The organism is Listeria rocourtiae subsp. hofi, assembly GCF_963575615.1.
GTDB classification, from domain to species: Bacteria; Bacillota; Bacilli; order Lactobacillales; family Listeriaceae; genus Listeria_A; species Listeria_A hofi.
In genome coordinates, this window is record NZ_CAUYTL010000022.1 from 1 (window position 1) to 21,948 (window position 21,948).

Consider the following 21,948-nt stretch of genomic DNA (forward strand, 5'->3'; position numbering starts at 1 on the left):
TGATATGCTCCCTATAAAGTAGACAATGGAAAAAACAAAAATTCCAAATCTACTTTATAAGGGAGTTTTTTTGCATGTCAAAACGCACACATTTTTCAGTTGAGGAGAAATATACAGCCGTAAAACAATGTAAGGAAGGCACATCATCTATTAGCGGCATGTCTAAAGATTTGGGGATCAGTTTTGGAGCTATAAAAACTTGGATAAGAAAATGGGAGCAACATGGCTTAGACGGCTTAAAAGAGAGTCACACGAACAAAAAATATAGTCAAGCGATCAAGCAAAAAGCGGTGGAAGCACATCTCCTAGAAGGCATTCCAATACAAAAAATTCTCCGTTCTTACCAGATTTCAAGCGCGAGTGTTCTATATACATGGATTTCCAAGTATACTAGTGGAGAAGTCATACAACTGACGAATCCGAGTAGGGGGAAATCCAACATGTATTATCCAGGCCGAAAAACGACCTTTAAAGAACGTTTAGAAATTGCGCAATTCACCATCGCGAATGACAAAGACTATCCACTCGCTATGGAAACCTATCAGGTTTCCTACAATCAAGTATACAGTTGGGTACAGAAATATCAGGAACTAGGAGAAGAGGCGCTGCAAGATCGCCGTGGTCGTTCCAAACGAAAAGAAGAATTAACAGAAACAGAACGGTTAACACTACGTATCAAAGAATTAGAGGCACAGAACGAACGCTTAGAAATAGAGAACGCCATCGCAAAAAAGTTGCAGGAGATCGAGCAAAGGTACCAAGACTTTCGTTAGTCCGTCAAGAGGATATATACGTTGCCATCACAGCATTAAAAGAGCTATATTCCATCATAAAATTATGTGATGTCGCAAAAATCGCTCGATCATCCTATTATAAATGGTTACGCCGTCAAGCATCTGCAAGTGAACGAGTCAATCAACAGATTGAGGAAAAAATAATCGAAATCGCGGAACAAGTGAATCATATTTATGGCTACCGTCGCATGACCTTAGCGGTGAATCGGGCTTTAAACAGCCAGTATAATTGGAAAAGAATTCGCCGAATCATGCGAATCAATCAACTATACGCTATCATTCGGCGAAAAAAACCAAAGTGGTTTCAATCGACTGCCGAGCATACCGCTAAAAATATGTTACAGCGCAATTTCAAGGCCACACGCCCAAATGAAAAATGGTGTACGGATGTCACGGAACTAAAATATGGAAACGGCACAAAACAATACTTGAGCGCAATCATTGATTTATACGACCGCTCCATTATTTCCTACGTTCTAAGTAACAAAAATGATAATAAGCTAGTTATGGATACCATCAAAAAAGCAATGAAGCAACATCCAAAAGTAAAGCCCATGATTCATAGTGACCGTGGGTTTCAATATACTAGTCGCGCCTATAGGCGCTTGAAAAAGAAATTTCAATTTAGGCTAAGCATGTCACGTGTCGCAAAATGTTTGGATAATCAACCGATAGAAAGTTTCTGGGGAACATTGAAAGCAGAATATTATTATCTTCATTCTTTTGAAACTGAAAAAGAGCTAATCCAAGGGGTTCATAGCTATATCAATTTCTATCAAAATGAGCGCGTGGTCGCTAAATTTAAAGGCCTTACCCCGAGCGAATACCGGAATAAGGCCATCATATAAAAACTATTTCATTTGTTTTTTAACCTGTCTACTTGACAGGGAGCAGTTCATCTCCCCCATTTTCTTCATAGTTTTTTTCTCTCATCACGTATACGTTTTATCTTATCAGGCGTAACGTCATCGCCATTTGGATCAATAAAAGTAGTATGTTCAATCGTACTTCGCACTTGATTACGGAATGATTTAATATATTCTTGACGCAAAACTTCTTGTTCTAATTTCTCATCCACGGTTATTGTGCCTGCTTTTTTCTTATGCGATAATTCATTAATACGGTCTATTTTAGCCTTTTCTAACATTATTCTCCTCCTCAAACGATATTATTCAGATAATCCAGTCTCTCCATTTTGAGATAAGTCCGATGTACATTGTGAACATTTCCTAGCCTTCTCTGGGATAGCTGACAAACAATAAGGGCATTCTTTCGTAGCAGGTTTCTTTGGTTCTAGCGGTATGTACTTAGTCACCATCTTAATAATTAGAAACACCGAGAAAGCAATAATAAAAAAACTAATAATATTATTGATAAATAACCCGTAATTAATCGTTGGGGCTCCTGCTGCTTGAGCGGCTTTTAAAGTATCATAATGCACTCCATTTAAACTGACAAACAAGTTAGCAAAATCAACATTCCCAATTAGCAAGCCTAGTGGAGGCATAATAATATCATTCACAAGCGAGTTAACAACACTTGTAAATGCAGCACCAATGACAATCCCAATTGCCATTCCTAATGCATTACCTTTCGAAATAAATGCTTTAAAATCTTTCAACATCGAAAAACCTCTTTCATTATTAATCAACGCCTATTCTACAATAAAACGAGAGATTTTTAAAGTATTGTGTTCTATTATTCATTCGCTAACTGAATAGAACGATCTATATTCTCAGCACCTTTTTTTATTGGAATCGTAATTGTCTCACCAGCAATCAGCTTCCCATTTATAATTTGATTCTCTTTCTCGACCCACGATACAAAATCCTGCTTACTCATCTTGTAGTCACCGGCATACTCATCTGCAAGACTCCAAATAGAATCCCCACTTGCAACGCTCACCTCATTGTATTCTGAACTCGCTTGATTCACTGTCACGACCATTAACACTAATCCCAAAACAAAACATGTAATAATAAATATAATTGCAATATAATATCGATCCCAAATAGTTTTCAAAGTCATCTTTATCCCTCCCGAAGAATATATGTTCGCTTTTTTATTATTATAGAACACTCGTTCTGATGTGTCAATAAAAAAACGAACAATTGTTTGCATATCTAAAAAATCTTTGATATACTGGGTTTAATAAAGAAGTAATGAAAGAGTGAACGGGGTGAAACAAATGAAACTATCAAAACGACAACAAGATATTTATGACTTCATCAAGTCTGAAGTAAAAGATAAGGGATATCCACCTTCCGTGCGTGAAATCGGTGAAGCAGTTGGTTTAGCCTCTAGCTCTACAGTCCATGGACACCTAGCACGACTCGAAGGAAAAGGACTCATTCGCAGAGACCCTACAAAACCCAGAGCCATCGAAATCCTATCGTTAGAAGACGAGATGGTAGCTCCAAACGTTATCAACATTCCAATTATCGGTAAAGTAACTGCCGGTGTTCCAATTACAGCCGTTGAGAACATCGATGAATATTTTCCTTTACCTGAATATATGGCCAATGGAGAAACAGAGATTTTCATGTTAGAAATTGATGGCGAAAGTATGATTAATGCTGGTATTTTGAACGGCGACAAAGTGATTGTAAGACAACAAAATTCCGCTAATAACGGAGATATCGTTGTAGCGATGACAGATGATAATGAAGCTACTTGTAAAAGATTTTTTAGAGAAGCTAGCCATTTCCGTCTGCAACCAGAAAACGATGCTTTAGAACCTATCCGCCTAAGAAATGTTTCTATTTTAGGCAAAGTTATTGGCTTGTATCGTGATATTCGTTAGCCATAGAAAGTGGCTGAAACAAGGATTTCAAAAATAAAATAAGCAGGAATCTTGTATATGCCATCTTCATAAATGGCTCTATACAAGATTCCTGCTTTTCTATATCTTACAGAATTGTAGTCTCTTTTTTGGAATGGCGATATTTAGTATATTTCCATGTACTGATCTCGTTCCCATTGGTGAACTGCGGTTCTAAACATGTCGCATTCGATTGTTTTCGCTTCTACGAAATGCTCCAAAATATGCTCACCCAGGCCATCGACAATAATATCATCATTTGTCAGTTCTTTCAGTGCAAGCGCTAAGCTTTCCGGAAGATCGTAAATACCATGTGCATGACGCTCCTCTTCATTCATGCCATAAATATTGCGATCCACTGGTTTTGGTGGCGTTAACTCATTCTTGATGCCATCTAGTCCGGCGCGAAGTAGCACAGCCATTGCTAAGTATGGGTTTGCCGCTGGATCAACGCTACGCAGTTCCAACCGCGTACTCAAGCCACGAGAGCTTGGAACTCGAACAAGCGGGCTACGATTTTTACCAGACCAAGCAATGTAGCATGGCGCCTCGTATCCAGGGACTAGGCGCTTATAAGAATTCACAGTCGGATTGGTTACCGCTGTATAGCCTTTTGCGTGTTTTATCATACCAGCTAAGAAGTGATATGCCGTCTGACTCAGTTGCTCCTCGCCATCTGCATCAAAGAACGCATTCCCATCTTTATTAAATAACGACATATTGAAATGCATCCCCGACCCATTCACACCAAATAACGGTTTTGGCATAAACGTTGCGTGCAAGCCATGTTTACGAGCAATTGTTTTTACGACTAATTTGAATGTTTGGATATTATCACACGCTGTGACCGCATCCTCGTATTTGAAATCAATTTCATGCTGACCAGGTGCTACTTCGTGGTGACTAGCTTCAATTTCAAAGCCCATCTCTTCCAACTCCAAAACAATATCGCGACGACAATTTTCACCTAAATCGGTTGGCGCTAAATCAAAGTATCCTGCATTATCGTTTAATTCTAGTGTAGGCTTTCCTTTTTCATCTAGTTTGAAAAGGAAAAATTCGGGTTCTGGTCCTAAGTTAAAATCTGTAAATCCTAAATCATGCATTTCGGCTAATACACGTTTTAAGTTAGCACGAGGATCCCCCGCAAAAATTGTTCCATCCGGATTATAAATATCGCAAATCAATCTAGCAACTTTCCCTTTTTCAGCTGTCCAAGGAAAGACAACCCACGTATCAAGATCCGGAAATAAATACATATCAGACTCTTCAATGCGCACAAAACCTTCAATAGAGGAGCCATCAAACATCATTTTATTATCCAAAGCTTTGGCTAACTGGCTTACCGGAATTTCCACGTTCTTAATGATTCCTAGGATATCCGTGAATTGCAAGCGGATGAATTTCACATTTTGTTCGTCTGCGAAGCGAAAAATATCTTCTTTAGTATACGATGTCATAATTAAATCCTCCCAATAATTGATATTATATAAACTTTTTAAAAGTAAATATCTTGTTTCAAAACCTTGGCAATTGTTGCTTTCCAGAAGCATCTTGTTTCACGAATCTACCAGCTTGCTGCATTTCTTTTCGTAAAATTTTGCGTACGTCTTCATCTGTAAGTGGCGTTTTCTGCTCATCCTGCTGCATTTGGTACATTTTTTTAATTCCCGCAATATTCAGACCGTCGTTCAAATAATCTTTAATCTCAAGCAATACATCGATGTCTTGTAGTGAATACAGCCGATGATTCCCTTGATTCCTCGCAGGATGAATCAAACCTTGGTCCTCATAATAACGAATTTGTCGCGCAGTAAGATCTGTTAGTTTCATGACAGGACCTATCGGGAAAAGAGGCATCGATCTTCTAATTTCTTTTTCACTCACGACAATTTACCCCTTTCAAAACGCTTTATTTTTCATATGTTAGTTGCATTATAATGTATGATATATCTTTTGTCAAATCTATGTCAGATAATCTAACACGTTTTAAAACCTTATGTATCAACCACTTTGAACTAAATTCAAAAAAACAGCAAAAATATTTTCGCTGTTTTTTGAATTTATTAACATCTCGGTGTTATTTCTGATAGCATTAAAAGATTCTGATCTATAAGACGCTTTATCGCTACTAGAACCGCTAGTTTTATATGTTCGTAAGTTAGTCCTCCTTGCACATAAAGCTGGTAAGGCTCCCTAATAGGACCATCCGCCGTCAACTCGAGGCTCGCACCTTGAATAAAAGTTCCAGCTGCCATGATAACGTCATTTTCATATCCTGGCATATACGCCCCCTCTGGAACAACATGCGCATTAATTGGAGAGGCTGCCTGAATGGCCTGAGCAAAAGCAACCATCCTTTCCTTATCATGAAACGAAACGCTTTGAATCAAGTCAGTCCGAGGCGCGTTCCAAGCAGGGTCAGTTTCGATTTGAAAAGCATCCAATATGCCAGCAGTAAAGCGCGCTCCTTTTACCGCCTGGGAAACAACATGCGGTGCTAAGAAAAACCCTTGATACATTTCCAGCAAACTATATAAGGAAGCCCCTGCCTCTGCACCAATACCCGGAGTGGTTAGTCGATAAGCGCATAACTCCACCAATTCAGCCTTTCCAGCGATGTATCCACCCGTTTTGGCCAAGCCACCGCCTGGGTTTTTTATCAACGAACCCGCAATTAAATCCGCACCTACTTCAATTGGCTCTAAAATTTCCACGAACTCTCCATAACAATTATCGACAAAAACAAGAATGTCTGGCTTTATTTCACGAACAAAAACAATCATCTCTTTTATTTCAGCAACCGAAAACGAAGGACGGTCTGCATAACCTCGAGAACGTTGAATCCCAATCATTTTTGTCGCTGGTGTTATTTTAGCACGTATCAACTCAAAATCAACGGAACCATCTGCTTTTAATGATGCCTTGTCATAACCAATCTGAAACTCTTTAAGCGAGCCTTTTCCAGAACCTCGAATACCGACGATTTCTTCCAATGTGTCATATGGCGCTCCAGTAATGTATAAAAGATCATCTCCTGGTCGTAACACACCAAACAAAGCTGTTGAAATGGCATGCGTGCCTGAAATAATTTGAGGGCGAACAAGCGCTGCCTCTGCTTTAAATACGTCCGCATACACTTGCTCTAGCGTGTCGCGACCATCATCATCATACCCATAACCCGTCGATGGGGTAAAATGGAAATCACTCACTCGATTTTTCTGAAAAGCTTGCATAACCTTCCATTGGTTTTCTTCCGCAATATTTTCCGTCTCCTGCTGCAAAGAACGCAACTCGTCCTCCACAACATTAGCTAATTTGCGTAATTCTGCTGGTATTTGCTCAAAAAATGCTGTCATCTTATTTTTCCTTTCGTGCTTGATAGCCTTTTAATTGATAGCTTTCTGCTTCTTCATCAAATATTTCTTCAATGACGACCGTTTCCCGCTTATATTTATGCAACATTCTTCCGTCACTTGCTGGGATACGCGCCACATAAGGTTGCCACAGTTGCTTAATTTCCCACAACATTTTCTCCATCAAAAAGTACTGCGAAGATTCTTCTAACGCACTCACCTCGACATAATTCGGCTGTGTGGGTATAAAATAAGGTAACTGCTGATCTTTTTTATTATATACTGTCAAAACCGGAATATGTTGCATGTTCAATTCCTCTAACAATTCCAAAACCGTTTTTTCATGCTGCACGTAATCAGGATTAGAGCTGTCAACCACATGCAAAAGAACATCCACATTCGCCGTCTCCTCAAGCGTCGAACGAAATGCTGCGACAACCGTTGTAGGTAAGTCTTGTATGAAACCAACTGTATCTGTCAAAAGCGCTGTATATCCTTCTGAAAAAACCAACTTCCTCGTCGTCGGATCAAGCGTCGCAAACAACTGGTTCTCTTCCAGCGCCTTAGCATCACTCAACCGATTAAAAAGCGTCGATTTACCTGCATTCGTATAGCCAATCAAACCGAACCTAAAAATAGCTTGATCATTCCGTCTTGCCGTCATCCGTTCACGATGCTTCACCACTGTATCCAACTGTTTCTTAATATCCACCATCTTCTGCCTGATATGACGCCGATCCATCTCTAGTTTCGTTTCTCCCGGTCCGCGTGTTCCAATCCCACCACCAAGGCGCGACAACGAAACCCCTTGTCCACTTAATCTTGGCAACAAATATTGGTATTGCGCAAACGCCACCTGTAATTTGCCTTCTCGAGTTTTTGCACGCATGGCAAAAATGTCTAAAATTAATTGCGTCCGATCAAGTATCCGCGCATCAACAATCTTAGAAATATTTCGAACCTGCGTCGCACTTAACTCGCTATTAAACAACACTATATCGACTTCCATTTCTGCGACAAAAGCTGCAATCTCTTCTATTTTTCCAGAACCAACAAAAGTAGCTGGATGCACTCGTTCCCGCTTTTGAGTCACTTCTCCGACAACTTCTGCTTGCGCTGTTTTCGCTAAACTACCCAATTCTAACATAGAGTAGTAAAAATGTTCCTCTGTCTGTTTCGGTAATTCACAGCCAACTAAGATCGCTTTTTCTACCATCATCTGCACTCCCATCGTTTACCCAAAGTCAATCGTAGCATAAATAGCGTTACAAAGAAAGTTGCTAAGCCACGCAAAAACCGAATGTTTGCACCGCACATTTGGCACAAAACATTCGGCTTTCGTTTTTAAAATACAAGTTGCCTATTCATCATCCGATTTCAAAGCCACATTCTTTTGTGGAGAAAACGTAGAAATCGCATGTTTAAATACAAGTTGTTGCTTACCATCTACATCTAACAAAACCGTGAAGTTATCGAAACTAATAACCCGACCACGTAGCTGGAACCCATTTGTTAAAAAGACAGTTGCCAAAATTTTCTCTTTCCTCAATTGATTTAAATAATGATCCTGTAACCCTTGCCCACCTTGTTTCATATCGAATCGCTCCTATTCTCTATCTTTTTCAGTTATCTTCATTCTATACGAAATGTACAAAAACTACAAATGACATTCCAAAAAAGAAGAATATTTTTCTCTGCTAACTTCAAATACCCTTTTTATAAGAAGTTAAAACACACGATTCGCCTCTAGAAACTGCTTTATCTCGCACACGATTGTATTCTTTAGCCCCGCGTCGTCCGCGTTAAACCATTGGACATCTAAGCGATTGCGAAACCAGGTCAATTGTCGCTTAGCAAAACGCCTAGAATTGCGCTTAAGTAGTTCTACAGACTCATCTAACGACATATCTCCATCAAAATATGTAAACAGCTCTTTGTAGCCAATCCCTCGAGCTGCTGGTACATCACGCACACCCGAATCATAAAAAGTACGCGCTTCCTCCAACAAGCCTTGTTTCATCATGATGTCTACTCGCAAATTTATTCGTTCGTAAAGTTCCGCACGATCCCTTTCCAAGCCAATTAACAGTGGATTAAATTCACTTGCTTGTTGTTCCTGATTTTGCAACTCCGAAAATTTCTTGCCCGACAAATGGTTTACTTCCAATGCTCGGATAATGCGCCGCGGATTGTTTGCATGTAATTTCATGGCACTCTCGGGATCTACTTTGCGAAGTTTCTCCAACAAGGACTCGCCGGACTCCGCAGCTAAAGAATCTCGATAAGCTTCGTCACTAGCCACTTCTGAAAAAGCGTAATTGTAGAGAGCCGACTGTATATAAAGTCCCGTTCCGCCAACTATAAACGGTATCTTCCCCGCTCTCCAGACTTGGCGTATTAATCGATGTGTTTCCTTTTTAAATTCAGACGCATCATACGGTTCGGCAGGTTCGCGAATATCTATCAAATAATGCGTAATACCAGCCATTTCCTCATTCGTCACTTTTGCCGTGCCAATATCGAGTCCGCGATAAACTTGCATGGAATCTCCGCTGATAATCTCGCCCTCAAATTCTTGCGCCATTTCAATACTGAGCGCTGTTTTCCCCACCGCAGTCGGGCCAACAATAACAATTACGGGAATTTTGTTCAAAAAAACCTCCCCTTCCATATCTCCATTGTACCATCAAACTGTCTCAGTGGTCACTATTAAAAACACCAACTGCATAACCAATTGGTGTTTTTTGCACGCCTTCACCGAATAGCTTCTTTTGATGTGTAACCAGCAAAAAGTTCGCCTAGTGAAGTAGCTTCATATTCTCGAAATTTTAGTAGCATATCAAAAATCTCTTCCTCTGTACAAATGAGCGTTCGCTTCTTGTAATGGATAATTAAGAACTCGTTAATCGCCCTATAAAAACTCATATGATTTGTAAGAGCATCCTTGAAACTCGTTCGCATATCAAACCTGTCCTCCCCCATATTTTTGGCATTAGAAGCGATACTACTCTCGTTCATTAAAGCTTGCCTCAAGAGCGCAATTGTTTCATACCGATGCGCTTCCACGTAATTAGGATCATGTCTCCTTAATTGGTATTCATCCGAATTCACATAATAGGTGCTGATCCAATAATTCACAACTTCTTCCACATGCTCATTTATAAACGTCACAACAGTTGGCATGTAAACATCTCCTTCAATAAGCACCAACTTTTGGTTGCAATGCTATGTATAATAAATTACCTCATCATTTTACTATTTTTTTTTAAATTTGCCTATATAAACAGTTATTTTAGCCTCAAACATAACAAAAAACCTCCTGAAGACTAACTCAAGAGGTTCACCTTAACAGAATTAATGCCAATCTGCTGGTTCACGTGCATCATCAATTTGTGTTTGTAATTCCGTAACCAATTGCTCTTTTGTCTCGTCATCCCACTGGAATAGATAATCCATATCTGCTATGACTTCATCTTTCCACTCTAACAAGTATGGCATATCAAATAATAAATACCCCGTGCGACGTAACAAGAAATCAACTGGATGAATGACCGCTTCATGATAAATAGCATAATGAAGTTGGGCATACAAACTATTCGGTAATGCTAACGTTCCTTTCTCCTTGTGCTCCTGCGCGTAAGTAAACACCAAATCAATATTGGAACCGTAACGTTTTGCTAACTCACGGCCTTCTTCTAATGACCAGCCAAACCGATTATTCCCTTCTTTAGCTTTCTTCTCAATGAAAGCATCAATATTTTCTGAGCCGCCAACATCCCCACCTGAAATTGGTAAATGATGCGTTTGCACGGTTTTGAATTTCTTTCCAGTTTCTTTTGCAAGTGCTTTGGAAACTTCATCTAATAATTTTTCGGCCATTTTGCGATAACCTGTCAATTTCCCACCAGCCATTGTAATCAAGCCACTTTCAGAGAACCACACTTCGTCTTTACGCGAAATTTCAGACGGATCTTTCCCTTCTTCATAAATTAACGGACGCACACCAGCCCAGCTTGACTCGATATCATTTTCACTAATATGAACATCTGGAAACATATAATTAATCGCCTTAATTACATATTTATGATCCTCTTCATTCGCTTTTGGATTGATAACCATTTCATCATACACCGTATCCGTAGTTCCAACATATACCTTTTTTTCACGAGGAATTGCAAAAACCATACGACCATCAGGGGTATCAAAATAAACGGCTTGTTCCATCGGGAATTTCTTTTTATCGATGACAAGATGAATACCTTTCGTTAAGCGTAGATGTTTATTATTCACTGTATAATCCATTTTACGCACCTTATCAACCCAAGGACCTGCTGCATTAATCACTCGACGCCCTTTAATATCAAAGACTTTACCTGTAATACAATCGCGTGCTACAACACCGCTAACCTGCTTTTTCGAATCATATAAAAAATTCTCAGCTTTCGTATAGTTAATCACCTTTGCACCAAGCTCTACCGCTTTTTTCATAACCTCAATCGTTAAGCGTGCGTCATCCGTGCGGTATTCCACATAGTAACCCGATCCTTTCAAACCTTCTTTCCTCACAAAAGGGTTTTTAGCAAGTGTTTCTTTGGCTGATAAAATTTTACGGCGTTCATCTTTTTTCACCCCCGCTAAATAATCATAGAGCCGAATTCCAAATGAAGCGCTCACTTTCCCCATGTTACCACCTTTATGAAAAGGTAGCATCATCCATTCTGGCGTTGTCACATGTGGCCCGTTTTCATACACAATTGCACGTTCTTTTCCTAAGTCAGCTACCTCTTTAATCTCAAATTGTTGCAAATAACGCAAGCCACCATGAACAAGTTTTGTCGACCTACTTGAAGTTCCAGCAGCAAAGTCTTGCATTTCTATGAGCGCTACACTCATGCCACGTGAAACGGCGTCTAACGCAATTCCCGCACCCGTAATTCCGCCCCCTACAATAACTAAATCAAATGTCTCCTCCGCCATCTTCGTTTGAATTGTTTCTCTGTCAAAAGCTGAAAATAATTGTACCATCTTTTTTCCCCCTCTAGGACCTGATTGAAGTCTATACATCACCATCTGTTTTCCACTTTTCAGCGAATTTAAAACGCTACACAAAAAAAGAGAGACTACAAAACAAGCGATTGCGCTCGCTATTTGTAGTCTCTCCGTATCTCAGACAATGATTAATATTAACTTGTCTCCAATTATAGTACAGTCGTTCCTAAAATGTAAAGCTATTTGTTTCGCTTTCTTCTCAATTCTACAGCCTTTTCTGGAAAATCAGTCATGAATCCTCGAACATTTTCATCAAAAAGGGTATCCATCTGACTAATCTTATTCGCAGTCCAACAACGCGTAGCAACATTTTCAAGTACTTCTTGATTACGAATAGAGTACGGTGGATTAATGCTATCTAACTGTAAGCTAGCAAACTGCGCTAATGCTTCTTCTACATCCAGTTTCGTAATTGCAGAAAGCTTAATTGTGGCATCCAGCCCCCGTAAACGCGCTAACGTCTCTAAATTAAACGAACAAAATAAAAAAGTAAGCCTCCCTGCTCTTTTCCGGCAAAGTTCTAGCACTTTCTCCTCAATCCCCGCGTAATCATATGTATCCGTCTTCAACTCAACGTTTAAAATTAGTGGATAACGCCCCAGCACAACCAAAACCTCTTCTAAAGTAGGTATTTTCGTTTTCTTAAACAATGCCCGAAATCGCTTTTTATAACCTTGGTGCGCATCCAATTTTTGTAGCTCTCGTAACGTAAAATCTTTTACTAATCCGGAGCCATTTGTTGTTCGATTTACTGTTTCATCATGAATCACAACTGGAACGCCATCTTTCGTTAGCTGTACATCAAGCTCAATACCGTCTGCACCAGCTCTAACCGCAGCAAGAAAAGCTGGTATCGTATTCTCAGGATGCGTTCCCTTACTACCTCTATGGGCAAATATTTCCGTCAAATTTCTTACCTCATTTCTGTGACATATTGTTCTTTTTATTATACATAAATAAGACCATTGTCTCAAATTTATTAAATTCCTGTTTTTTTGTCGCCTATCGAATTACAGCACCAAGAACATGTGTTATGATAAGTCAAGTAGAGAATGAGTGGACATAAGCAACATCGTTTCAGTAGCAACCTTTTATTCCTACTACTTATTATGAGCAATTAAAATTAGGAAACTTTCTTTCCTTATGTATTTGCGGTTAGGAGAGATTATATGGAGAGATCCGCTCGATATAAAAGAAAATATGTACCTAGTATCGATGGGCTTCGAGCACTGGCAGTTATCGCTGTCATTGCCTATCACCTCAGTTTTGGATGGGCTTCTGGTGGTTTTTTAGGAGTTGACATCTTTTTTGTTTTGTCAGGCTATTTAATCACCAACATTTTACTATCACAATGGGAAAAAAATGAACGTATTGATTTGAAACAATTTTGGATAGGTCGTTTCAGGCGCCTTATCCCGGCTGTATACTTAATGATTATTATTGTCGTTGTATTTGCTGTTATTTTTAATCGACCACTTCTTGCAACATTACGAGGGGATGCTACCGCTTCCTTCCTTTACTTGAGCAACTGGTGGTTCATTTTTCACAACGTATCTTATTTTGATTCATTCGGAACAGCATCTCCCATCAAAAATTTATGGTCTTTAGCTATTGAAGAGCAGTTCTATATTATTTGGCCCGTCTTTTTATATGGTGCTTTAAAGTTCATCAAAAAACCAACGATTATTTTACGTATCATCGTGATTGCAGCTATTCTTTCCGCTATTTTAATGGCAGTTCTATATTCCCCAGATGGTGATCCAAGTCGTGTTTATTACGGAACAGACACACGAGCTTTTGGCTTACTACTTGGTGGAGCACTTGCTTTCGTATGGCCATTTACTCGCTTGTCACCACACATACCAACATCTGCAAAAGTCGCTGTTAACTTCGCAGGAACAGCCAGTGTTGCCATCTTCTTGTTTTGTATCGCAACAGTAAACGAATACGATTCTTTTTTATACCGTGGAGGCATGTTTTTAATCGCCATTAATGCAGTTGTCATGATTGCTACAATTGCTCACCCCGCCTCTTATCTAAGCAAATTATTTAGTTTTAAACCACTGCGATGGGTTGGGACTCGTTCCTACGGTATTTATTTGTGGCACTACCCGATTATTACCCTTACAACACCTATTACGGAAGTCGGGACTCCAAACATAGTACGTGCGGCACTTCAAGTAGTAGCGACATTGGCTATTGCAGAACTATCTTATCGTTTTGTAGAAACACCAATTCGCAAAAAGGGTTTTATCGCGTATATCAAATCCTTCCATTTTAAAGGATTGCTACATTGGCGAGGCTATCCTGTTGGCAAATGGGCGTTCATTAGTAGTCTTGTTCTCATCCTTGGATTCTTCGCACTCGGTATGAGCAATCTGATTACTGTAAAAACGAACGCAGAAGGCACACAAAAAACCCATGTAAAAACAGTTACCGAGGTAAAAACACCACAAAAAGAAACGCCTACACCTCCAGCTACGCCTAAAAAAGAACCAACGCAAACACAAAAAAAGAATGCCGCAAAAGCACCTGTCACACCGGATCAAATCAAGTATGAACAAACATTGGCAATTGGCGACTCGCTTATGATTGACATTCAACCCGTCTTAGAAGAATCGGTTCCAAATATCGCGATTGACGGCTTGGTGGGACGCCAAATGGCTGACGCACTAAACACCGCAACGCAGTATCAGAAATATAACGCCAAAGGAAGCGCAGTAATTTTGGAACTTGGCACAAATGGCCCTTTTGCTCTCAAAAAAATGGAGGAACTCGTGCAAATGTTTGATCAAGCAAGCATCTATCTCGTAAACACCCGCGTACCACGCCAATGGGAGTCCGAAGTCAATGAATCAATCGACAAAATCGATGCCGAATACGATAATGTTACTCGCGTTGACTGGTACAGCCTTGCTATCGATCATCCGGAGTACTTCGGGCGCGATGGCGTTCATCTAACGAAAAAAGGGGTATCTGCCTATGTTGGTTTATTGACGAACAAAATGGTACATTAATAAATCCATCGAATCCTTTATTCACAGCGGATTCGATGGATTTTTTACTTATTTATAGAAAAACGAGGCGCTCTTGCTCATTAAAAAGCGCCTTTATCTCATTAGATTGAAACAACGCATCTTGCTCTTGATAGAATAAATACAACATCAGTACCCTATCGAAAGCAATACTAACAGCGATGCTCTTCGGCCGAATCAATGTTTCACGGTGATTCTTACCTGTTAAATCGATATAAAAACTTCGACCATAATCCAAATCCGTTTCAAGGTTGATTGAATCTGGTTTTTGTTCATTTTCTAGACTATATAAATGCCTCGGTATATGTAATTTTGATAAAATCGCTAAAGCTCGTTCCACAGTTGCGACATCGGGACTAATATCATATTTTGTGTCACGCAAATACTCGTGAATTTTCCGAATGTATTTTTGCCGGTAGTGGCGACGCATTGTCCATAAATAAAATATTCTTGCACCTTCACGCTCATCGGTATAACTCGCTAAATGTTCTCTTTCCACAACGTTTTCGTACTTACTACGCACGTAAAAATAATGCCACTGCTCTCTACCACCCATCAGTTCGCGTTCTAATTGGTAGTAATCCTCATCGCGCTCATGAAACGTCTCAATACTATTATCCTTCACGATAATTCGCTCTCCACGCTGCCTCAACAATCGACAAATACGCTCTAATTCCATATAAAATATTCCTTTCTAGCACTGTTACTCCTCTATTTTTAAATACCCGTAATCAATTAAATTCTTAATTGATGCAATAATCCATAATTCTTTTTCAACATGTATACGCCCTTTCAAGTATTTACCAAATTTATAGTCAATCGCATCCTTGTGCTTTATTGCTCCCTCAAAGTTTGACTCAAACGGTTCTATTACAATATATTTTCCTGGCTTTTTTGGATATGCTTCTTTTTTTGATAGTTCTTGTAATTTATTTATCGCATCATTAAATTTGCGTAATTTCACATCCATTTCATTTTGATGCATAAATAACATATTTCTCATCATTATCTTCCTTTCCATAAACTGCTTGATATAAGTAATTGTTTCCGCTTTCAAGTCGCTATAAAAAAAAGGCCACATCATAGCGACCTTCATTCCCGTGCATATATATACAATTTAACACATTCTCACTTGTGTGTAAATGATTTTACAGGCTATTCTCCAAAAACATGAGGCCATTCTTCTTTTTTATCCAAGAAGTTTTTAGCTAATTCTTTAGCACCTTCCAAACTATGACTAGCAGCCCAACCACACTGTACTTCGTTACAAGCCGGAACCTCGTTAGCCTGTAACACATCCACCAGTGTTTTTTCTAAAATAGCAAGTACATCTTCATAGTCATCATGATTGATAACCGACAAATAAAAGCCAGTTTGACAACCCATCGGACTAATATCTACAATTTTATCTGAATGATTTCGCGACAGTTCTGCCATTAAATGCTCCAACGAGTGAAGCGCCGGCATTTCCATATGCTCCTTATTTGGTTGCATAAAGCGAATATCATATTTATAAATTTCATCACCATGCTCCCCTGTTTTTTGCCCAGCAAGACGCACGTAAGGCGCCTTCACTAGGGTATGATCCAAGTTAAAACTCTCTACATTCATTTTTTCAGTCACTATAATCCATCCCTTCTAAAAAATTCCTAGGCTAGCGCTTCAATCTTGCCTACCTAGGAATCTATATAATAAATTATTCTACCGCACTTTCAGTAATCGTGGCAAGTGCTAGCCAAGTTTCTACTGGCACACCTTCCAACTGCTCATCCATAATGAAAGAGCCATTGGAATAACGATCCGTTACACGTAATTTAGAAACATTCAGGTCGACCACAACGTCTTTATTTGTCGCGACATGAATAATATCGCTATCGCTAGCTAAATTCAAGCTAATAAAACGGTGCGGGCTATTTTTAAGCTCACGTAGCATTAATAAGCCTCTTTTTGCTCTAGAAATTGGTTCAAACTCAGCCAACCTCATTCGTTTAGCCGAGCCTCGCTGTGTTAACAAGACAAGGTCACGTTTCTCGCTAGGAGCAATGACGTTAGCTCCAGCAATAAAGTCCCCCTCTTTCAGGTTCATTGCTTTCACACCCGCTGTCCTAGCACCAGATAGCGGCACTTCACTAATAGAATAACGTAGACCATACCCATTATGACTAGCCAAAAATACATCTTCATTCCCAATAACCGTTTCCACCGAAATCAGACTGTCATCGCCTTTCAAATTAATCGCCATCAACGTTTTCGAGTAACGCTGTGGCTTGTAGTTCAGTACGGCAGATGCTTTTATCATCCCTTGCTTCGTTACGAACAAGAAATAGTCGGTTTCCAGAAATTCTTTCATCGAAATTGCTGCAACTACTTCTTCATCTCCACACGTATCTGAAACGAGGTGGCTAACATGCTCACCCAAACTCTTCCATTTGATATCCGGCAACTCATGCACCGGACGATAAATATAATTTCCCTTGTTCGTGAAAAGTAATAGCGAATCCATTGTGTTCATCGTCTGAATAAAGATAGCATGATCTGTTTCTTTCATCGATAAATCTTCTCCATTAGAGGCGGTATAAGATCGCATTGCCGTACGCTTCACATAACCTTCTTTCGTCACTGAAACAACAACATCTTCGCTTGCAACAAGAACCTCGGTATCAATTTTTATCTCAGAAATTTCGTTTTCAATAACAGTCAGCCGCGACGTTTTATATTTTTTCTTAATCTCGTTCAATTCATCTTTTAAGCATGCAATCAAGTTTTTTTCATCGCCTAAAATCGCTTCTAGAGCTGAAATTTGTTTTGCTAGTTCTTCTGCTTCTTGCTGCAATTGCGTAATATCTGTATTCGTTAAACGATATAGCTGCAAGGAAACGATTGCTTCTGCCTGCTTCTCACTAAAATCATACGTGGTTTGCAAATTCAATTTGGCATCACGTTTGTCTTTAGAAGCACGAATCATTTGAATCACTTCATCCAAAATTGATAAGGCCTTCATCAAACCATCAATAATGTGTTGGCGCGCCTTGGCACGTCTAATATCGAATTCCGAGCGCTTCGTAATAACCTCTTTTTGATGGGCAATATACGCGTCCAGCATCGAGAGAACACCCATCAATTGCGGACGCTTATTAAATATCGCAACCATATTAAAATTATAGGAAATTTGCAAATCCGTATTTTTGAAAAGGTAATTCAGTACACCATCTGCATTCGCATCTTTCTTCAACTCAATCACAATACGGAGTCCTGAGCGATCTGTCTCATCACGCACTTCTGAAATACCCTCAATCTTCTTATCGATTCGTAAATCATCCATCCGTTTTACAAGATTTGCTTTGTTAATCTCATACGGAATTTCCGTAATCACAATTTGCTGACGTCCACCACGCATATCCTCAATTGCCGTCTTTGAGCGCACAACCACGCGCCCTTTTCCGGTTTCATACGCTTTACGAATCCCATCAATACCTTGAATAATACCACCTGTTGGAAAATCTGGACCTTTTATTAATTTCATAATATCCATCGTCGTGCAATCAGGCTTATCCAGGCGCTTGATAACACCTTCGATTACTTCTGTCAAATTATGAGGAGGAATATCGGTCGCGTAACCAGCTGAAATCCCTGTCGAACCATTGACCAATAAATTCGGGAAACGGCTAGGTAAAACAGTCGGCTCGCTTGCCGTATCATCAAAGTTTGATACAAAATCAACAGTTTCCTTATCCAAATCACGCAATAACTCCGATGAAATTTTAGAAATGCGAGCTTCTGTATAACGCATCGCAGCCGGTGGATCACCATCGACACTACCATTATTTCCGTGCATCTCAATCAAGGTATTTCGAACTTTCCAATCTTGACTCATCCGTACCATCGCTTCATACACAGACGAATCACCATGTGGATGGTAGTTACCAATTACATTTCCGACTGTCTTCGCAGATTTACGGAACCCTTTTTCGGCGGTATTACCTTCCACATGCATCGCAAATAAAATCCGACGTTGCACAGGTTTCAAACCATCACGCGCATCTGGTAACGCCCGCTCCTGAATAATATATTTACTATAGCGACCAAATCGATCCCCTAAAACTTCTTCCAAGGCTAAGTCTTGAATTTTTTCATCTGGAGTACTCACTCGCCTGCCTCCTCAATAATCATGTTTTCATTCTCTAAAATGCTTTGATCTTCTTCTAGCGAGAATTCCACGTTTTTCTCAATCCAATGCCGTCTTGGTTCTACTTTATCTCCCATCAATGTCGCCACACGTCGTTCAGCCCGAGCGATATCATCAATCCGTACACGAATCAGCGTTCGCGAATCAGGATTCATCGTCGTATCCCACAGTTGATCAGCATTCATCTCGCCTAAACCTTTGTAACGCTGGATAATGTAGCCTTTGCCGATTTTTTTGATGGCTAAATCAAGCTCCTCATCTGTCCACGCGTAAGCCATCACTTCTTTCTTTCCAACACCCTTACTTACCTTATAGAGCGGTGGTAATGCAATATATACTTTGCCGGCTTCCACTAACGGACGCATGTAGCGGTAAAAAAATGTTAGGAGCAATACTTGAATATGCGCGCCATCCGTATCAGCATCAGTCATAATCACGACCTTATCGTAATTACAATCTTCCACTTCAAACTCAGCACCAACACCAGCACCAACTGTATGGATTATCGTACTAATCTCTTCGTTTTTCATAATATCCACTAGTTTTGCTTTTTCGGTATTTATAACTTTACCTCGCAGCGGCAATATAGCTTGAAAACGGCGATCACGGCCTTGCTTAGCTGATCCACCCGCTGAGTCTCCTTCGACAAGGTATAACTCATTTTTTTGCGGGTTACGCGATTGTGCCGGTGTTAATTTACCAGAAAGTGATGTTTCCGAGCGCTTGCGTTTTTTCCCATTTCGAGTCTCTTCACGCGCTTTCCGAGCTGCCTCACGTGCTTCACGCGCCTTCACAGCCTTCTTAACGAGCAAAGCGCTCACTTCCGGATTCTCCGCCAAATAATAGCCTAGATGCTCTGCTACAACAGCATCAACGGCAGGTCGAGCTTCTTGCGTTCCGAGTTTTTCTTTCGTTTGTCCTTCAAATTGCAACAAATTCTCTGGAATGCGGACCGAAAGCACCGCTGAGAGCCCTTCACGGATATCGCTGCCCTCTAAATTCTTCTCTTTTTCCTTTAACATACCGACGCGACGAGCATATTCATTGAACACACGCGTCATCGCAGCCTTCATTCCAGCCTCGTGCGCACCGGCCCCACGCGTACGTACATTATTAACAAAGCTCAAAATGTTCTCTGCATACCCGTCATTAAATTGAAAAGCTGTCGCAATTTCAATCGTATTGTTGTCTCCTTCAAAGGATACAACAGGGTGTAACACATCTTTGCCTTCGTTAATATATTCCACAAAATTTTTCACACCGTCTTCAAAATGGAATTTCTCTTCCATTCCAACACGCTCATCGACAAGCTCAATCTCCATCCCCTTCAACAGGAATGCTGATTCACGCAGACGTTCCGATAATGTTTCATAATTATAAGAAGTCATCGGAAAAATCGCTTTATCTGGTTTAAAACGAATCGTTGTCCCTCTTTTATTCGTTTTACCAAGCTTACGCAATGTTCCGACTGGCTTCCCACCATTTGCAAAATCCATTTCATACGTAAAACCATCACGGTGAATAGTTACTTTAAGCGATTCTGACAAGGCATTCACGACCGAAGATCCTACACCGTGCAAGCCTCCGCTCGTTTTATAACCACCTTGACCAAATTTACCACCAGCATGGAGCACTGTTAAAATAACTTCGACGGTCGGCTTTCCTGTTTTATGCATTCCAACAGGCATACCACGTCCCTCATCTGAAACGCTGACACTATCATCTGCGTGTAAAACAACTTTTATTTTATGACCATATCCAGCCAATGCTTCATCCACGGAATTATCCACGATTTCATAGACTAAGTGATGTAACCCTCGCGTATCTGTCGAACCAATATACATCGCTGGGCGTTTACGAACTGCCTCAAGTCCTTCTAGCACCTGAATCGAATCATCATTATACTCATTTTTTGAACGACTCATTTTATTTTTCTCCTTCCGATTTTGCTTATATACCTTGCTGTTTACCCATTTCAACCTGTTATCCAAACATATGTTGGCAACAACTACTTTAACAGAATAGCACTTAACATCCAAATAATAAACCCATCTCGTCTTTCTTGAGACTAAGGAACTAATCATTTCTAGGACACAAGTGATTTCTTTTATGACACCCACGCGGATTTATCGTGAATTAGGATTGAATTGGTAAGCAACTTTATGTATTTTTTGCAAGTCAAAAGCCCCTTTTAACAGAGGCTTCGTTTACAAGCTATTTGTATAGTCTAACACTATCCTTTGTCAGAAAGCAAATACTCGACCATAATGCAGCGATCCATAATGACTGTATGGCCTCTTTCTTTAAGGAAATCATAAGCTTCTTCGCTCGATATACCAGATTGGGCCCAAAAGACATCGGCATCAATTTTGTCGAATTCCTTAGCTAACTCGGGTAGATATTCGGATTTCCGGAAAATGTCCACGATGTCAATATGGCCTTCGATTTCAGCTAGACTTGCCACGGCTTTCTCGCCAAGCACCTCATCTACACGAGGGTTTACAGGAATAATTGTGTAGCCTTCTTGCTGCATCCGTTCTGATATCTGATAGGATGTACGTTCTGGATTATCACTAAGTCCAACCACCGCTATCCGCTTTGCCCGCTTTAAAATTTGATGGATAACACTTCTTTCAGGGTTCAAAATTGCCATCTAAATCCCCTCCTACACTTCCATCATAGCGGATTAGAAGGCGAAATAGCAAGC

22 protein-coding genes are annotated in these 21,948 nt (G+C 40.0%); 4 read left to right on the forward strand and 18 right to left on the reverse strand.

Translation table 11 applies throughout. The features are described from left to right. The first annotated feature begins 74 nt into the window (after positions 1-74). Positions 75-773 carry a helix-turn-helix domain-containing protein gene (locus R8925_RS10085; protein ID WP_430535746.1) on the forward strand — a complete coding sequence of 233 codons (699 nt, stop codon included), beginning with the start codon at positions 75-77 and terminating at the stop codon, positions 771-773. Further along, entirely contained in the window at positions 683-1,642 is a 960-nt protein-coding gene (locus R8925_RS10090) for an IS3 family transposase (protein WP_430535791.1), read from the forward strand. The genes R8925_RS10085 and R8925_RS10090 overlap by 91 nt, the downstream gene beginning before the upstream one ends. A gap of 65 nt (positions 1,643-1,707) precedes the next feature. On the opposite strand, the gene R8925_RS10095 is transcribed toward R8925_RS10090, so the two are convergent. From R8925_RS10095 to yneA, 3 genes are all read right to left on the reverse strand, one after another. Continuing rightward, complete coding sequence (locus tag R8925_RS10095) at positions 1,708-1,941, reverse strand: DUF896 domain-containing protein (protein WP_036069533.1); 234 nt, start codon at positions 1,939-1,941, stop codon at positions 1,708-1,710. 21 nt (positions 1,942-1,962) lie between these two features. Then, positions 1,963-2,418 carry a large conductance mechanosensitive channel protein MscL gene (gene mscL / locus R8925_RS10100; RefSeq protein WP_430535747.1) on the reverse strand — a complete coding sequence of 152 codons (456 nt, stop codon included), beginning with the start codon at positions 2,416-2,418 and terminating at the stop codon, positions 1,963-1,965. A 74-nt stretch (positions 2,419-2,492) separates the two neighbouring features. Beyond that, positions 2,493-2,822 (reverse strand): cell division suppressor protein YneA, encoded by a 330-nt coding sequence (yneA, locus tag R8925_RS10105; RefSeq protein ID WP_430535748.1) that lies wholly within the window; start codon positions 2,820-2,822, stop codon positions 2,493-2,495. A 160-nt stretch (positions 2,823-2,982) separates the two neighbouring features. On the opposite strand from yneA, the gene lexA reads away from it, so the two are divergent. Further along, positions 2,983-3,597 (forward strand): transcriptional repressor LexA, encoded by a 615-nt coding sequence (gene lexA / locus R8925_RS10110; protein WP_036069654.1) that lies wholly within the window; start codon positions 2,983-2,985, stop codon positions 3,595-3,597. A gap of 143 nt (positions 3,598-3,740) precedes the next feature. Here lexA and glnA read toward each other — a convergent pair whose 3' ends face one another. The 9 genes from glnA to R8925_RS10155 form a co-directional block, all read right to left on the reverse strand. Further along, on the reverse strand, positions 3,741-5,075 hold the full coding sequence (gene glnA, locus R8925_RS10115; protein ID WP_430535749.1) for a type I glutamate--ammonia ligase: 1,335 nt from the start codon (positions 5,073-5,075) through the stop codon (positions 3,741-3,743). A 58-nt stretch (positions 5,076-5,133) separates the two neighbouring features. Next, complete coding sequence (locus tag R8925_RS10120) at positions 5,134-5,502, reverse strand: MerR family transcriptional regulator (RefSeq protein WP_181676649.1); 369 nt, start codon at positions 5,500-5,502, stop codon at positions 5,134-5,136. A 179-nt stretch (positions 5,503-5,681) separates the two neighbouring features. Further along, positions 5,682-6,974: a methionine gamma-lyase family protein gene (locus tag R8925_RS10125; RefSeq protein WP_430535750.1), complete on the reverse strand. Its 1,293-nt coding sequence runs from the start codon at positions 6,972-6,974 to the stop codon at positions 5,682-5,684. A gap of 1 nt (position 6,975) precedes the next feature. After that, the gene (gene hflX, locus R8925_RS10130) at positions 6,976-8,190 is read right to left on the reverse strand and encodes a GTPase HflX (RefSeq protein ID WP_430535751.1); all 1,215 of its coding nucleotides are present in this window, start codon (positions 8,188-8,190) and stop codon (positions 6,976-6,978) included. Between the two features lie 141 nt (positions 8,191-8,331). After that, the gene (gene hfq, locus R8925_RS10135; RefSeq protein WP_036064844.1) at positions 8,332-8,565 is read right to left on the reverse strand and encodes an RNA chaperone Hfq; all 234 of its coding nucleotides are present in this window, start codon (positions 8,563-8,565) and stop codon (positions 8,332-8,334) included. 132 nt (positions 8,566-8,697) lie between these two features. After that, positions 8,698-9,624: a tRNA (adenosine(37)-N6)-dimethylallyltransferase MiaA gene (gene miaA / locus R8925_RS10140; protein ID WP_430535752.1), complete on the reverse strand. Its 927-nt coding sequence runs from the start codon at positions 9,622-9,624 to the stop codon at positions 8,698-8,700. Positions 9,625-9,725: 101 nt separating this feature from the next. After that, positions 9,726-10,154, reverse strand: a complete 429-nt coding sequence (locus tag R8925_RS10145; protein WP_430535753.1) for a hypothetical protein — start codon at positions 10,152-10,154, stop codon at positions 9,726-9,728. Positions 10,155-10,325: 171 nt separating this feature from the next. Next, the gene (locus tag R8925_RS10150) at positions 10,326-11,996 is read right to left on the reverse strand and encodes a glycerol-3-phosphate dehydrogenase/oxidase (RefSeq protein WP_430535754.1); all 1,671 of its coding nucleotides are present in this window, start codon (positions 11,994-11,996) and stop codon (positions 10,326-10,328) included. A gap of 203 nt (positions 11,997-12,199) precedes the next feature. After that, positions 12,200-12,928, reverse strand: a complete 729-nt coding sequence (locus R8925_RS10155; protein ID WP_430535755.1) for a glycerophosphodiester phosphodiesterase — start codon at positions 12,926-12,928, stop codon at positions 12,200-12,202. A 261-nt stretch (positions 12,929-13,189) separates the two neighbouring features. Between R8925_RS10155 and R8925_RS10160 the strand changes: the two genes are divergently transcribed. Next, the gene (locus R8925_RS10160) at positions 13,190-15,037 is read left to right on the forward strand and encodes an acyltransferase family protein (RefSeq protein ID WP_430535756.1); all 1,848 of its coding nucleotides are present in this window, start codon (positions 13,190-13,192) and stop codon (positions 15,035-15,037) included. Positions 15,038-15,089: 52 nt separating this feature from the next. Here R8925_RS10160 and R8925_RS10165 read toward each other — a convergent pair whose 3' ends face one another. The 6 genes from R8925_RS10165 to R8925_RS10190 all read right to left on the reverse strand — a co-directional run bounded on the left by R8925_RS10165 (position 15,090) and on the right by R8925_RS10190 (position 21,894). After that, positions 15,090-15,734: a hypothetical protein gene (locus R8925_RS10165; RefSeq protein WP_430535757.1), complete on the reverse strand. Its 645-nt coding sequence runs from the start codon at positions 15,732-15,734 to the stop codon at positions 15,090-15,092. A gap of 24 nt (positions 15,735-15,758) precedes the next feature. Then, complete coding sequence (locus R8925_RS10170) at positions 15,759-16,061, reverse strand: hypothetical protein (protein ID WP_430535758.1); 303 nt, start codon at positions 16,059-16,061, stop codon at positions 15,759-15,761. A 149-nt stretch (positions 16,062-16,210) separates the two neighbouring features. After that, entirely contained in the window at positions 16,211-16,678 is a 468-nt protein-coding gene (locus tag R8925_RS10175) for an S-ribosylhomocysteine lyase (protein ID WP_430535759.1), read from the reverse strand. Positions 16,679-16,751: 73 nt separating this feature from the next. After that, positions 16,752-19,202, reverse strand: coding sequence for a DNA topoisomerase IV subunit A (gene parC / locus R8925_RS10180; protein WP_430535760.1), 2,451 nt, complete (start codon positions 19,200-19,202; stop codon positions 16,752-16,754). Beyond that, a complete protein-coding gene (parE, locus tag R8925_RS10185) occupies positions 19,199-21,166 on the reverse strand; it encodes a DNA topoisomerase IV subunit B (protein ID WP_430535761.1) in 1,968 nt (655 codons plus the stop codon). The genes parC and parE overlap by 4 nt, the downstream gene beginning before the upstream one ends. A 308-nt stretch (positions 21,167-21,474) precedes the next feature. Then, on the reverse strand, positions 21,475-21,894 hold the full coding sequence (locus tag R8925_RS10190) for a CoA-binding protein (RefSeq protein ID WP_430535762.1): 420 nt from the start codon (positions 21,892-21,894) through the stop codon (positions 21,475-21,477). Between the last annotated feature and the right edge of the window lie 54 nt (positions 21,895-21,948).